13 protein-coding genes and 1 pseudogene are annotated in these 14,668 nt (G+C 58.2%); 8 read left to right on the top strand and 6 right to left on the bottom strand.

Going from position 1 to position 14,668, the window contains the following annotated elements:
- Positions 1-37: 37 nt before the first annotated feature.
- From CD58_RS10515 to CD58_RS10505, 3 genes are all read left to right on the top strand, one after another.
- Positions 38-760, top strand: a complete 723-nt coding sequence (locus tag CD58_RS10515; protein WP_025212967.1) for a pirin family protein — start codon at positions 38-40, stop codon at positions 758-760.
- 280 nt (positions 761-1,040) lie between these two features.
- On the top strand, positions 1,041-1,442 hold the full coding sequence (locus CD58_RS10510) for a hypothetical protein (protein ID WP_025212966.1): 402 nt from the start codon (positions 1,041-1,043) through the stop codon (positions 1,440-1,442).
- Between the two features lie 219 nt (positions 1,443-1,661).
- Positions 1,662-1,868, top strand: a complete 207-nt coding sequence (locus tag CD58_RS10505) for a hypothetical protein (protein WP_025212965.1) — start codon at positions 1,662-1,664, stop codon at positions 1,866-1,868.
- A 56-nt stretch (positions 1,869-1,924) separates the two neighbouring features.
- Here the strand turns inward: CD58_RS10505 and CD58_RS10500 are convergent, their stop codons facing one another.
- A complete protein-coding gene (locus CD58_RS10500) occupies positions 1,925-2,968 on the bottom strand; it encodes a GlxA family transcriptional regulator (protein ID WP_025212964.1) in 1,044 nt (347 codons plus the stop codon).
- A 288-nt stretch (positions 2,969-3,256) separates the two neighbouring features.
- On the opposite strand from CD58_RS10500, the pseudogene CD58_RS31820 reads away from it, so the two are divergent.
- Together CD58_RS31820 and CD58_RS31815 are read left to right on the top strand one after the other, a co-directional pair.
- A pseudogene (locus CD58_RS31820) lies at positions 3,257-4,339 on the top strand (cache domain-containing protein); the annotation flags it as partial.
- A gap of 6 nt (positions 4,340-4,345) precedes the next feature.
- A complete protein-coding gene (locus CD58_RS31815; RefSeq protein ID WP_405045647.1) occupies positions 4,346-5,200 on the top strand; it encodes a methyl-accepting chemotaxis protein in 855 nt (284 codons plus the stop codon).
- A 142-nt stretch (positions 5,201-5,342) separates the two neighbouring features.
- Here CD58_RS31815 and CD58_RS10490 read toward each other — a convergent pair whose 3' ends face one another.
- From CD58_RS10490 to CD58_RS10480, 3 genes are all read right to left on the bottom strand, one after another.
- Entirely contained in the window at positions 5,343-6,209 is an 867-nt protein-coding gene (locus CD58_RS10490) for a DMT family transporter (protein WP_025212962.1), read from the bottom strand.
- Positions 6,210-6,272: 63 nt separating this feature from the next.
- Entirely contained in the window at positions 6,273-6,920 is a 648-nt protein-coding gene (locus tag CD58_RS10485) for a dimethylsulfonioproprionate lyase family protein (RefSeq protein WP_025212961.1), read from the bottom strand.
- Positions 6,921-7,062: 142 nt separating this feature from the next.
- Positions 7,063-7,965, bottom strand: a complete 903-nt coding sequence (locus CD58_RS10480) for a glycine betaine ABC transporter substrate-binding protein (RefSeq protein WP_025212960.1) — start codon at positions 7,963-7,965, stop codon at positions 7,063-7,065.
- A gap of 491 nt (positions 7,966-8,456) precedes the next feature.
- Here CD58_RS10480 and CD58_RS10475 point away from each other — a divergent pair, with 491 nt between their 5' ends.
- Complete coding sequence (locus CD58_RS10475) at positions 8,457-10,493, top strand: NADH:flavin oxidoreductase (protein ID WP_025212959.1); 2,037 nt, start codon at positions 8,457-8,459, stop codon at positions 10,491-10,493.
- An 87-nt stretch (positions 10,494-10,580) separates the two neighbouring features.
- Here the strand turns inward: CD58_RS10475 and CD58_RS10470 are convergent, their stop codons facing one another.
- Together CD58_RS10470 and CD58_RS10465 are read right to left on the bottom strand one after the other, a co-directional pair.
- Positions 10,581-11,366: a pyrroline-5-carboxylate reductase family protein gene (locus CD58_RS10470; protein ID WP_025212958.1), complete on the bottom strand. Its 786-nt coding sequence runs from the start codon at positions 11,364-11,366 to the stop codon at positions 10,581-10,583.
- On the bottom strand, positions 11,356-12,060 hold the full coding sequence (locus CD58_RS10465) for a TetR/AcrR family transcriptional regulator (protein WP_025212957.1): 705 nt from the start codon (positions 12,058-12,060) through the stop codon (positions 11,356-11,358). Before CD58_RS10465 ends, CD58_RS10470 begins: the two co-directional genes overlap by 11 nt.
- A 268-nt stretch (positions 12,061-12,328) precedes the next feature.
- Between CD58_RS10465 and CD58_RS10460 the strand changes: the two genes are divergently transcribed.
- Together CD58_RS10460 and CD58_RS10455 are read left to right on the top strand one after the other, a co-directional pair.
- Complete coding sequence (locus CD58_RS10460; RefSeq protein ID WP_025212956.1) at positions 12,329-13,267, top strand: LysR substrate-binding domain-containing protein; 939 nt, start codon at positions 12,329-12,331, stop codon at positions 13,265-13,267.
- A gap of 141 nt (positions 13,268-13,408) precedes the next feature.
- Positions 13,409-14,662 carry an aromatic ring-hydroxylating oxygenase subunit alpha gene (locus CD58_RS10455; RefSeq protein WP_025212955.1) on the top strand — a complete coding sequence of 418 codons (1,254 nt, stop codon included), beginning with the start codon at positions 13,409-13,411 and terminating at the stop codon, positions 14,660-14,662.
- The last annotated feature ends 6 nt before the right edge of the window (positions 14,663-14,668 follow it).

Below are 14,668 nucleotides of genomic sequence, written 5' to 3'. Positions count from 1 at the left end.
GGCCACAGCCGTCACCCACTGAACCAGGAGAATGACCATGCTGACCCTTCGCAAAGCTTCGGACCGCGGCATCGCCCGCCACGGCTGGCTGACCTCGTTCCATACGTTTTCTTTCGCCAGCTACCGCAACGTCAATGAACAAGGCTTTTCCGACCTGTTGGTCATCAACGACGACCGAGTCGCGGCCGCCAAGGGCTTCGGCCAACACCCTCATCGGGACATGGAGATTTTCTCCTATGTGCTCGAAGGCGCGTTGGAGCATAAGGACACCCTGGGCACGGGCTCGGTGATTCGCCCAGGCGATGTGCAATTGATGAGTGCCGGCAGTGGCGTGGCCCACAGTGAGTTCAATCACAGTGCCGACGAATTGGTGCACTTCCTGCAAATCTGGATCGTGCCCAACGTCAGTGGTGCCACGCCGCGCTATCAACAGGAGCACTTCAGCGCCGAACAAAAACGCGGGCGCCTGCAGTTGATCATTTCCCCGGACGGCGCCGAGGGCTCGCTCCAGGTACGCCAGGACGCACGGGTCTATGCCGGGCTGTTCGACGGTCAAGAAAGCGCCACCTTGACCCTGGCAGCTGATCGTTATGCCTACGTGCATGTAGCCCGGGGCAGTGTCGAGCTCAATGGTGTACCGCTACAAGAAGGTGACGGTGTGCGAGTACGCGAGGAGCAAGCACTGACGTTGAGTAACGGCCAGGATGCCGAGGTACTGGTGTTTGATTTGCGGCCGCAGGAACTGCCGCAAATGCCATGAGGCGGGGTCCAGCTACCTTAGAAAACCGATGCCTGTAGGGGCATCGGTTTTTTTATCCCGGTCCCACACACGTGCGATCCACCCGCCGCTGATCGGTTTGTCATAGGTGCATTTGTTGCACGCGAGCCAAAGTCGTCTATAAAGTTCCGTTCAGCAGGTGGTTTTCTGACTGACAGTGCTCATGGCGTCCTGCTGATTGTTGACTCGATGTTACAAGCCGAGCAAAATGATCTCACTTTGCCACCCGTCTCTTGGCTTCAGCTTATTCATGGAAGAATGCATGAAAACGGTTATTTCGGTTGCGGTACTTTTCGTAGCGGGCTGCGCCATAGCGGACGTTCAGAAAATCAAATACAGCTACGACGACTCGGATGCCGAATACGCCATCGTCTCGTTTGCTGAGAGTGGCTCCGCCATTCAGGCCACCATACGAAGAGCAGGATCCTATTTCACCAGCTACACAAAACTGGAACTTGATTGCGCCAAACGCAATGTCCGTCACATGGGCATGTACAGCAGCATCGAGGACCTGGAAAACGTCAAGTTTGACGAAATGCAGGGACGAATCGTCGACGGTACGGTAGCCGACGAAGTGGGGAAAGTCCTCTGCAATGGCTCCACCTTGACCGCCTCGCAGCCCGATGAGCTGGCGCCTGAAGCACAACCAGACGACAAAAGCTGATCCCGACGCCGCTAGTCTGCGGCGTTACCTTTCGCGCTTGGAGCGAAGGTCACTACAGAGCAAAGTGCTCTGACATGGATGTCTTCGTGTTTGATGGCGCGCCCTGCGACGACTCGCCATCCAATACTGCAAGACCCTTTATTTCTGCGCAGACAGAAAAAGGCAACCTGACCCGTTCACCTGAAATACCCGTCTAACATTGGCGGGTGGGGAAGATTCATGCACGCAAAAAAGATATTCGAGTTCCTGATGTCGCTGCTGGTTTACGTTCTAGTCTCACTGCTTTGGTTCGGGTATGCGGTTCCGGGCATGGTCGAACAAGACTCCGACCTCACATTGATCGTCGCCGCTTCCGGTTCGATTATCTGGTTGTGTGCCACCGGTTGTATCGTTCTGTACATGATCCAAAGGGTTCGTGCGGCCTGATCGAGAGATCAGGCCCTTGGCTGCGTTGGCGACCCAGCAACGCAGGAAACCCGCTCTCACTGCAACGCTTGCTTGCGCTCAAGCTTGGAACGATAACTGCCTGGCGGAACGCCGAAGAAATCCCGGAAACGACGCTGAAAGTGCGGGGAGCTGACGAAGCCCGTCGCCACGGCGATTTCCGTCACGGAACGATTGGTTTGCTGGATAAGCTGGCGCGCCCGCGTCAGGCGCAGTTCCAGGTAATAACGCGTTGGGGTCGCCCCGAGAAAACTACAGAACCGCCGTTCCAACTGCCGCTTGGAAATCTTGACGCAGGCTGCCAGCTCGTCAATGGTCAAGGGCTCCTCGACGTTTTGCCACATCAGCTCCAGAGCCAGCTTGAGACTTTCCGGCAGCGTCGGGTCCGTCTCGACGAACACCGGCGGCAAGTCCGTCGCATTATCGCCTGACTCATCACACCGAAGAATCTCCTCGATGGCGCCCACCAGTGCCTGCCCTCCCGTCTTGCTGATCAACTGGAGCATCATGCGCAGCGAACTGTTCGCACCGGCGCAACTGACCCGCTCCCGGTCAACGACATAGGCCCGGTTGGAAACCTTCACGTGGGGAAACATCTCCGTCATCATGGCGCGGCTTTCTGGATGAACGGCGCATTCGAAACCATCGAGCAGGTTGGCATCGGCGACAAAAAAGACACCGTTCCACAGCCCCCCCAATATCGCCCCGGACGCAGCATTGGCGCGTAGCTTGCGCCGCAGCAAAGGCAGGCCTTGCAACTTCACGCGAAAGCCCCCGGCGACGATCAGGACGTCCTGGTTTTCCGGCAACTGCGCCAGTTCGACATCAGCGGAAATGACGATCCCCAGATCACTCGTCACCTGACACCCCGACGCCCCGACCGTCAACACCTCGTAGAGGGGCATGTCGCTCATCAGGTTGGCGGTGACCAGTGCGTCCACCGCGCCGGTAAAGGACATCATCGAAAAGTTGTCCATCAATACAAACGCAACGCGGATTGGCGCCTGGTCGGCAGCGGGTGATCCGAGTGGCCGATAAGCCATGTTCTTGTTTTTAAGTACGCTCTCGAATGCGCTTGGCATAGGGCCTCGTTGATACAGGAAAACGATCAGGACTTGCCTGACGCCGACGCGTTGAGAAAAAGGCAACCGGATGCAGAGCCGTCGACGCTATCTTCCAGATTAGCGACGTGGTCTGCAATCGCCTCATCGCCGTCGATCAGCATCCCCTAATAGCCGATCGACCTAAAGTACATAGGGCCTTGGTCGATACGCTATAGGTAGGCATGGGCGCTTCACCTCCAGAATTCGCAACGCTCACCGCTAATGTTTCCGCCGTTCCAACACTTATAAATACCTGCGGGAGAAGTCATGAATATCAAACAGAAGCTGACATGGGCGTTCGCGACCATCGCCTGCCTCCCGGTTATCCTGGTGGCGGTGCTCGTCGTATTGAACCTGCGCGACGCCGCCAAAGCCAACTTCCTGGACAGCAGCGGTCGTGAGATCCGCCAGATCGACAATGGCATGAAGCAGTTTTTCGATGGCATCAGCCAGAACGTCGAGTTCTTTGCCAAGGACCCGCGTATCGTCGCCGCCAAAGACCTGAAAAACTATTCCGGCGCCGACGCCGCACAGATTCCCCTGCCGGAAAACAACAAACAGCTTTTGGAGATCTTTGACAGATTCGCCAAGAGCCATCCAACCACAGCCTATCTCTCCGTAGGGCTGGCCGATGGCGGCTACGCCAGTTGGCCTGACGATCCCAAGATCTCCAACTACGACCCACGCGTGCGTCCATGGTACAAGGCGGCCATCGCCTCACCCGGCAACAACGTGCGTACTGACGCCTACTACTGGGCACCGGATGACGTATCGCTGATCGGGATCGTACACACGATTGCCGACGCCAGCGGCAAGCTGGTGGGCGTTGTAGGCCTGGACGTGTCGCTCAAGCAACTCACCGAACTGGTCAAGAACATCAAGCTGGGCGAAAGCGGCTACCTGATGCTGGTGGAAGCCAACGGCAACGTCCTGGTGGACGCCGCCGATGCCAAGCACAACTTCAAGCCGCTGGCCGACCTGGGCCCCAACTATGCCGAGCTGGCCAAAAGCAGCGATGGCGTGACCCAGATCGAGATCGACGGCGTGCCCTACATGGCCAACGTGGTCAGCTCCAAAGGGCTGGGCTGGCGCTTCATCGGCCTGATCAAGCGTGACGAAGTGATGGCCGAAGCCTCGAGCCTGACCTGGTTGATCGCCGCCATCGCGGCCGCGCTGGCCGTGGTCTTCGCCATCGTCGGCGCCAGTTTCGCCAGCGTCATCGTGCGGCCGATCCGCGGGGTTGCCAACGGCCTGCAGGAAATCGCCGAAGGTGAAGGTGATCTCACCCGCAAACTCACGGTGCAGGGCAAGGATGAAACCGCCACCCTGGCCAGCTGGTTCAACCAGTTCCTGGGCATGATCGCGCAATTGGTGCAGCGCATCGGCAGCGCCTCTTCGGACCTGCAAAATGCGGCGGCCGACACCAGCGAAGTGGCCCAAAACATGAACGAAGCCGCCGGGCGCCAGCGTCAAGCGGTAGAGTTGGTGAGCACCGCCTTCAACGAGATGGTCGCCACCGCCAACGAAGTGGCCCGCTCGTGCAGCCAGGCCGCCACCAGTGCGGACGAGGGCTACCGCGATGTGCACGATGGGCAACAGCACATCGGCGAAGCCACCGGCAGCGTGCTGAGACTGAGCGAGGATCTGCAAAAGTCGACCCAGACCATGCAGGCGCTGGAGCAGGACAGCAAGAACATCAACACCATCCTCGACACCATTCGCTCGATTGCCGAACAGACCAACCTGCTGGCCCTCAACGCCGCCATCGAAGCGGCGCGTGCCGGTGACCAGGGGCGTGGGTTTGCCGTGGTGGCCGACGAAGTCCGCGCCCTGGCCCGGCGTACCGCCGACTCCACGGGTGAGATCGACAGCCTGCTGGGCAACCTCGCGCGGCGTACCCAGGAAGTCACCCTGCAGATGCAAGGCAGCCTGCAAACGTCGCAAACCAGCGTTGAGCGCATCCAACAGGCCCGCGACAGTTTCGACAAGATCCGCAACTCGGTGGACTCGATCCGCGACCAGAACACCCAGATCGCTACGGCCGCCGAGGAGCAGCACCAGGTGGCCGAAGACATCAACAGGCACATCGCGCAGATCCATGCCGATGCGCAGTTGGTGGAAGAGTTTGCCCACTCGGCACAGACCGGTTCGGGGCGTTTGACCGATATTTCCGGGCAACTCAAGGGGTTGGTGGGGCGGTTCAAGTTCTAGATTGTTGCACCTGAAAGGGCCAGGGACGGCTCCTCTGCACGTAACATCAAGAACGCCATGACACTCGTCACGGCGTTTTTTCAAATCCCTTCAAGTCGTTGAGCACATAGCGGCTGACACGCCTCGGACGGGGTGCTGTCCCCTACCCTTTCGCCTTAAGCGCAAACAGACCACCGGTCACCACCAACCCTGCTCCCACGACTGTCCATGTATCAGGCAATTCGCCGAATACAAACAGGCCGATGAACGTGGCAAACACCAATAGCGTGTAGTTGAAGGGTTGCAGGGTCGCCGCCGTCGCGTATCTGAGCGCCTGGAGAAGGAGCAACTGCGCCACCATGCCTATCGTGGAAAGCACAACAATCAGGCCCCACTGCTCCGGGCTCGGAGAAACCCATCCAGGCAGGCCTGACAGCGTGATGGCTATCGCCCCGAAAAATCCCATGTAGAGCATGTTTGTCGCGAAGGAATCATCCCGGCTGATTCGCCGGGTCAGCACGCTGAAGACTGCAAAACCCAGGGCCGATAACAGGGGAATCAGCGCGGCAAGTTCGAAAACACCGGTCCCTGGGCGCAGGATCACCAAGGTTCCCATGAAACCGATGGCAGCAGCCACCCATCGACGAATGCCGATGGACTCACCCAGGAATGCTCCCGCCAACGCCAGGGTCATCAGAGGAAAGACCGCATACAAGGCATGCATCTCAGCCATTCCCAGGTAACGCAGCCCCAACCCGAACAAAGCGCTTTCACCGACTCCAATCAGCGCCCGGAGGATCTGGAGAACAGGATGCTGGCTTCGACAGGCAACCCGCAGGCGTCCTTGATAGACGCTATAGCCAATAGCAAACGCAAGGAATACCCAATAGCGCACCATGACGAGCTGCGCGACGGGGAGGTCCTTGACCAGCACCTTGGTGATGCCGTCCTGGCTTGCAAACAGCAGCATTGAAAGCAGGCACAAGAGAATGCCGAGTTGGGGCCGCGGGGCCTCATGCACGGTGCGCATCGTTATTGGCCTCCGCCATCGGGTGGTTACCGACATACTCAGCCTCTGAATGATGGCACGACGTCAATGAATCAACCCCCACAGCGCCAACAGTGGAACGTGCGTTGATCTCATTGCATGGATGCAGGAGGGAGGGTTGACGACAACGCCCCCTGCTCCGGGACTCCACCAACCCACGTCCTCTCGATACCAGTCGCCTGGCGAAAGAACGAGATAGAACTCAGCCGGAGGATGTTGGTGGAAGGGATAGTCGGTATCAGGCGCCATGAGGGCCAATCCCAAGGTCAGGGAGGAACATTCAAACAGTCCTCCCGGGCCCGCGATCATTCCATGCCGATGCCTTTGCACGAACCTGTCGTCCTGGCCTGCCTGAGCCTGGCGATGGGTCCAGGCGACATGAGGCAGCAGCGCGCTTAACGCCTCCAGCAGCGCCTCCAGATGTTCATCGGTCCTGAGCGCGGCGCCGAGTGCCTGGGGTAAATAGGGCTCCAGGAACGCAGGTAATCCACGCGGCGTTTCCAACGGTTTCTTGATAACCCATTGGGCCTCGTCCAGAGCGCCCGCATGCGCCTGTATTGAATCCGGCATGCCATGGCAAATGCTGTTTGACAGCACGTCATGAAGTGATCGTTGAAGCCGTTGTCCGCTACTGCTGAGCCCCCGCTCCAACGATAAATGATCGCTACTGTTTATCATCGTCTTCGACGCCATTCCTGAGCCAGATGAAGGATATGACAGACTGCCCGACACATCCCCGCAGCGCCACCGGAGCGCTTGAAGATTCATCGATACAGCGGGCGCCCTTCACTGTTCGTCAAGGGCACTCAACTGCAAAACTATAGGAAAACGACGGTCATTGCTGAGCGGTTGTCGCCGAGGCGGTTTGACTGCCAAACATGGCCTCGAAGCGAGGCTTGTTGGCGGCGTAGTACTCTGCAACGACCTTGTCGGCCGAGCTGTCACGGGCAGCGGCCATCAATTTCTCGAGGTCAGCTGGGGGAATCTTGAAGTTAGCGAAGAACCGGGCAACGTCAGGATGCTCTGCACTGAAACCCTTGCGAGCAATCGCATGGATTTGCTCGGCCCCCCCAAACACCTGCTTCGGATCATCCAGGTAGCGCAGGGGCCATTTGGCGAACATCCAGTGCGGGCTCCAGGCGTTGATCAGAGCCCATTTGTCACGCTTGAGGTTGCGATCCAGCTCGCTCAGCATTCCGGATTCTGAAGAGGCGACCATCTTGTAGCCATCGAGTTTATATTCCTTGATGGCCTTTTCCGTGAGCTTATATTGGCCGTTACCCACTTCGGAAGTCAGGATCTTGCCACCCAACTTCTCCCGCACGTCTGGTTTATTGAGATCTTCGATGGTGGCGAGTTCACTGGTAGGAATGGAAGTGGGCACCGCCATACCAATTCGCCCCTCATATAAAACGCCGAGGTCTTCGAGCTTGTCTTGGTATTTGTCATAGAACGACTTGTGCGTGTTCGGCAGCCAGACCATCGGAATCAAATCGATATTGCCGTTAGCCAGGGCCTGGAACTGAATGCCAATGTCGGCGAGTACCAGTTTTACCGGTTGCTTGAGGTGCTCTCGCAACGCTGTGTCTGCCAGCTTTACAGCGATTTCCGTATCCGACCAATTCACCCAACCAATACGGATGGGCGCAGGTTCCTCGGCATGAGCCATCAGGCTGCTGGTGGCCATCGCCAAGCCTGCAAGCCAGCCGATACAAGTTTTACTGGATAACGTCATCATGGTGCATCTCCGCGTACTGTATTAATAGTTATTGGCAGGGCAGCAGAAGAATTAAATCCACCTCATGAAAACAACGCGATATCACCGACTCAGGGGGATTTTATGTTATGCATGGATAAGTTCTAGTTATACGTAATTATTCAATTTATTCAGTGAGTTAGGCCCTCCCCCCGCCCTTCGACGGCGCATGATTCAACCATTGAGCTCAACGTCTGAACCGTCAGCCTTCACCCGGACGTTCACATTCGGGTCGATGCCGTGGTTTACCGCAACGAATAGTGCTTTGCACAGCCGCCTCACACCCATGGATCGATGCATGGAGCGCCCGACCGGACGCGTCGGCCCCCTCCTGTGCGACTGGATGTTAATCCTGGTTTTTCTGCTACGCAAGGAAAATGTACACCTGTGTCACACTCGTTGACACACATGAACATTCGACATACCGTTATGTCAAAACCAAGCCTGATGTTCTGTTCCCGGAGCGCAACACCATGTCCAGCGATCCTCTGCTGCAGCCCTATAAGATCAAGCACCTGACCCTCAAAAATCGGATCATGACGACCTCCCATGAGCCCGCGTATCCTGTCGACGGCATGCCGAAGGATCTGTACCGCGCTTATCACGTTGAACGCGCGAAGGCCGGGGTGGCGCTGACCATGACCGCGGGCTCCGCCGCTGTTTCCCGGGACAGCCCACCTGTGTTCAACAACGTGCTGGCGTACAAGGATGAAGTGGTCAAATGGATGAAGGACATCACCGACGAGTGCCACGAACACGGCGCGGCGGTGATGATTCAACTGACCCACCTGGGCCGGCGCACGCGCTGGGACAAGGCCGACTGGCTGCCGGTGGTATCGCCTTCCCATCGCCGCGAAGCGTCCCACCGGTCGTTTCCGAAAAAGATGGAAGACTGGGACATCGATCGCATCATCAAGGACTACGTCGATGCCGCCGAACGCATGAAGGCGGCCGGTCTTGATGGCCTGGAGCTGCAGGCTTACGGGCACCTCATGGACCAGTTCTGGTCGCCTTTGACCAATGACCTCGACGGCCCCTACGGCGGCTCGTTGGAAAACCGCCTGCGCTTCACTTTTGATGTGTTGCGCGGTATCCGCCAGCGCTGTGGCGAAGATTTCCTGCTCGGGGTCCGCTACACCGGCGACGAAGAGTTACCGGGTGGCTTCGGTGCCAAAGACGGCCTCCAGGTTTCCCACATGCTCAAGGACAGCGGCCTAGTCGACTTTCTCAACGTGGTCCGCGGCCACATCGACACCGACGCTGGCCTCACCGACGTGATTCCGATCCAGGGCATGCGCAACTCGCCACACCTGGATTTTGCCGGCGAAATCCGCTCGGCTACCGGCTTCCCGACCTTCCATGCGGCGAAGATTCCCGACGTGGCCACGGCACGCCACGCCATCGCCTCCGGCAAGGTGGACATGATCGGCATGACCCGGGCGCACATGACCGATCCGCACATCGTGCGCAAGATCATCGAAAAGCGCGAAGAAGACATCCGTCCCTGCGTCGGCGCCAACTATTGCCTGGACCGCATCTACCAGGGCGGCGCCGCGTATTGCATTCACAACGCCGCGACCGGGCGCGAAACCACCATGCCCCACGAAGTTCCCAAGGCACTGGTCAAGCGCAAGGTGGTGGTGATCGGCACCGGCCCGGCGGGCCTGGAGGCAGCACGAGTCGCCGGTGAACGCGGCCACGACGTCACGGTGTTCGAAGTGGCGGATCAGCCAGGTGGGCAGATCCGCTTGACGGCCCAGAGCGAGCGGCGCCGCGAGATGATCAGCATCATCGATTGGCGCATGGCGCAATGCGAACGGCTGGGTGTGAAGTTCCACTTCAACACCTGGGCCGAGGCCGAGACGGTATTGGCGCAGGAACCGGACGTGGTGATCGTCGCCACGGGTGGCTTGCCCCATACAGAGGTACTCAAGCAAGGCAACGAACTGGTGGTCTCCACCTGGGACATCATTTCCGGCGACGTCAAACCCGGCAAGAACGTGCTGATCTTCGACGACGCGGGCGACCACGCGGCGCTACAGGCGGCCGAGGTCATCGCCAACAGCGGTGCAAAACTGGAGATCGTCACGCCGGACCGGTCGTTCGCACCCGAGGTGATGGCGATGAACCTGGTGCCTTACATGCGCAGCCTGCAAGACCTTAACGTCACCTTCACGGTCACCTATCGGGTCGACTCCGTAGAACAGCGCAACGGCCAGTTGGTGGCCAACTTCGGTAGCGATTATGGCCAGGTGCACAAGCAGCGAGTGGTCGATCAGGTCGTGGTCAACCACGGCACCCTCCCCCTGGACGACTTGTACTTCGACCTGCGCCCGCACTCGAGCAACAACGGCGCGGTCGAACAGCACAATCTGATCGCGGGGAAAACCCAGAATATTGTGACCAACCCTGAAGGCCGCTTCCAACTGTTCCGGATCGGCGACGCCGTGTCGGCGCGCAATACCCACGCGGCCATCTACGATGCGCTGCGGTTGCTCAAAGACATCTGAAGGATGGGAACAAGCTGGCCGTTTACTGCTTCAAGGCTGAATAAATACGATGCTATCGAAGCCCCTCTGTAGAAGGGCTTCGATTGATCAGGCTTGGAGCCCCTTGCGGGCCACCGCCGCCCCTGCTTGCAACGCCCTGCCGATCTGCTCTTCGAAATGACTCTGGGTCATCGCCTGCAAAGCGGCGGCCGTCACGCCCCGATAGGCCACCAAGGCATCGAGCATCTGCTGAGCGTCATGGTTGGCCAACAATTGGCTGCTGTTTACCACGACGTTCTTCGCCGCAAGCTGTGCGATGTCAGAAGGAATGCCGGCAGCCATCGCCTGATTGGCCAGCGCTGTCATCAGCAAGGCAGGAAAAGCCGGACCGGTGCCTGAGAGCGCCGAGAGGTAGTCAATGAAGTCCTCTTCTAGAACTTCGGCTGCCGTGCCCACGCATTCGAACAGGCGCTGCACGAAGCTTCTCGTTGTCGCCTCTACCTCTCCAACACAATACCAAGGCGTGAAGGACTGCTCGATTTCCACCGCCGCGTTGGGCATCGCCCGCACGACCGCCACGGCCGAGGTCTGCGTCATGATCGTCTGCGCCTTGATCCCGGCCATCAGGGAGATAATCGTTTTGCCAGTCGTCTTGATGTCCAGGCTGGCGAAATGCTCGGGTCGCACCGCAAGGATCACGATGTCGCTGCGATCCACCAACGCCTGGTTATCCGTCACCAGGCAGGCACCTTGTTGCGCCAGCGGATGACTGCCCGAGCGGTTGGAGATGACCAGGCTGCCCGCTGGCAGCAATGCCTTGGCCAGCACGGCCTTGGCGATCGCGCCGCCCAGCCAGCCGGTTCCGCCAATGATGCCGAGGGTTTCATGCCCCATCGGCAACACCTTCAAACGTGTCCGTCAAGGGCACGAAAACCCCAGGCTCGACTTCGGCGTAGCCAAACTTGCCGTAGAAACGATCCAGCTCACGCTGCTTGGGGACTTTCCCGGTGAAAATGCTCACGTAATGGGGAATGCGCTGGAAGCGCACGGTGATCAACTCGGTGGTGTTCATGGTGATGTAGCCGATCTGGGTCAGATAGATCGTCCGGGCCCGCGTATCGGCACTCGGGCTGTCGTAGCCAAAACGCTTGAACATGTTCGCCAGAGCGGTCATCCGCTGTTCGTCCACGGTCGCAACCTCTTGAGCGACCTCAGCCGACTGCAACGCCCAACTGCGTACCGCGAATTCAAATTGCGAGTCGAACAGCTGCGGATTGAGCCAGCACTCGAACACATTCAGGATCGCCTCGGAGATGCTTTCGGCATAGCTTTCGCTTTGGCGGATCAAGCCTCCCGTGTTGGTCTCCCGCCAGCGTGAAAGCAAGGCCGCCAGCAGTTGTTCGCGATCCTCGAAGAACCAGTAGAAGCTGGTACGGGACAAGCCCAGGCGCTTGGCAAGCGGCATGACCCGGACGGCATCGATACCCGACTCCTTCAGGGCATCATAGGCGGCCTCCAGCCAACCCTCCGGCGACCCACGCCAACCCGTGTCCTGGGCCTTACCACGTGCCTTCCCTAACTGGGACATCTCGCTTCACCTTCTCAAAAACCTGGCTTTAATGTACGCCTACGAACCTTTAATGTACATCAGAGTACATTTCGTTGACTTGCGTGTCCTGACCGAGCACCCTAAACCTAGACGCCACCTTCTATTGATCGGGAAAGCGCTTATGGATGACAACAACGCCTGAACCGAAAGCACAAAAGAGTGTGTCAGCAAGGTGTGCCTGGATCAACCGCTCCTCCGGCAGACCTCGGTGGCTTGATTGATTCACCCAAAGCCTTGGAGCGCACCGATGCAATCCGGCGATATCGACAAAAAGGTCAAAGGCTATCGCCGGTTGATACCGTCCATGACGGCTTTGCTGGAATTTGAAGCCGTGGCGCGGCTGGCCAGTTTTACCCTGGCCGCCCAGGAGCTGGGCGTGACCCAGGCGGCCGTCAGCAAGCAGATCCGGTTGCTGGAAGATACCCTGGAGACCAAGCTGTTTCACCGGCTCCATCGATCAATCAAGCTCACTCACGAGGGCTACATCCTCCACTTGGTCGTCGCCGAATCCATTCATCGAATGGCCAGTGTGTTCGACAGGATTTGCGAGGGCATCGGTGAACAAGAGATCACCATTGCGTGCACGGAAGCGTTTTCACATTTGCGGATTCTTCCCAGGTTGAGCGCGCTACGCACCCTTCAACCGAAACTGAAGTTGCGACTGATGACGCAGCAGCCCTCGCCGGGCTCATACCGGGACGATATCGACCTAGGTATCCGTTTTGGTGATGGAAAATGGGAGGACGGACGTTCGCTTTTCCTGTTCGATGAAGAGGTCTTTCCCGTTTGCTCGCCAGCCTGGCTCGCCGCCAACCCAGCCCCTTCATCGATCAATGATTTTCTGGACACCGCGCTGATTGACTCGGATTCAACCCTGGAAGGCTGGATGACCTGGAATCGTTGGTGTCGAGAACTTGGTGATCTGCGCCCCAAACTGACTTACTCCTTTCGCTGCAGTTCTTACAACGATGCAATCCAGGCGGCCATCCAAGGCCATGGCATTGCACTGGGGTGGAGTCGGTTGATCGCGCACCGCCTCAATAGCGGTGAGTTAATCCGAATAACGCCCTACTCCATCAAGCCAAAAGACGCCTATTACATGGTCATTCCAACGGGTCGAAAACCTGAGGCCTTGTCTGATGCATTAGTGGATTGGCTGCGCGACGACAGTTATCTAACCCACTGATAGTTATCGGGTTAATTGCTCAATTTTTCGCATAACAAAGAGTTATGCGAGGGTGAAAATAAAGCGCGTTGACGGGATTATTTGACCTTTCAATACTGTCTCTGCCGCCCCTTGCCGGCGATCAGTTGAACGAGATCAATAATGACCCGTACCGTGAAAACCCATCGTGAACTGCTGGCCGATCGCACACCCGGACATGGCATGCCGGGCGGCTTGTTTGGTCGACAAGATATTTTTGAAACTGACCTGGATATCTTTTTCAGCAAACATTGGATTCTGGTCGGCGTGACTTCCGATATTCCCGAACCCGGTGATGTTTCTACTCTCGATATCGGCAAGTCCTCTATCTTCCTGGTCCGCGATGACGACGAGCAGGTGCAGGCTTTTCATAATGTCTGCCGTCACCGCGGGGCGCGTTTGAAACAGCCCGGCAAGTCAACGGTGGGCATGCTGGTCTGCCCCTATCATCAATGGACCTACGACCTGGCTGGCAGCCTGAAGCATGCGGCACACATGGGGCAACACTTCGATCCCACCTGCAAAAGCCTGATCCCTGTTCATACCCGCGTCATCGGCACCCATGTCTTTGTCTGCCTGGGGGACGAACCGCCCGCAGACGTCCTGTACCTGGATCAGGTCATGACACCGCGTTTCGCACAATATGACATCACCCATTCAAAGATCGCCCACGAGTCGGAGATCATCGAGAACGGCAATTGGAAGTTGGTGATCGAGAACAATCGCGAGTGTTACCACTGCGCCGCCACTCACCCTGAACTGACCGCTTCGTTCCTGCCCGAAGATTTCGGATTCTGCACCGATGGGCTCGGGGAGGATTCACTGCTGGCACTGGAGGAATATCACCGCCACAACGCCGAGACCAAGGCCAACTGGGAGCGCGAAGGTTATATCTGCGACGCCGTCGAACACCTGGGTGAGGACGCGGTGACGCAATTTCGCTCCCAGCGCCTGGCCATTGCCGGCAACGGTGAATCCCAGACCCTGGATACCCGCGTGGCCTGCACCCGGTTGTTTGGCGACCTCACCCGCCGCGATTTGGGCGACATGCATCTGTGGACCCACAACTCGTGGACGCACGTCATGAGTGACCATGCCGTAGTCTCCTACATCATCCCTCTGGCGCCGGACAAAACCCTGGTACGGACCAAATGGCTGGTGCACGCCGATGCCATCGAGGGCGTTGATTACCAGATCGATAAACTGACCGAAGTCTGGGCCGCGACCAACCTCCAGGACGCCAGCCTCGTCGGCATTACCCATAGCGGGACGCAAGACCCGGCTTACACACCGGGGCCGTTCTCGGCTTTCACCGAAACCTATGTCGACCAGTTCTCGCGCTGGTACGCCGCACGTCTGGCCGCCCACGGTGTGTGAGGAATG

It is taken from the genome of Pseudomonas brassicacearum (assembly GCF_000585995.1).
Classification (GTDB): Bacteria; Pseudomonadota; Gammaproteobacteria; order Pseudomonadales; family Pseudomonadaceae; genus Aquipseudomonas; species Aquipseudomonas brassicacearum_A.
This window is presented reverse-complemented; position numbering and strand designations above follow the sequence as displayed.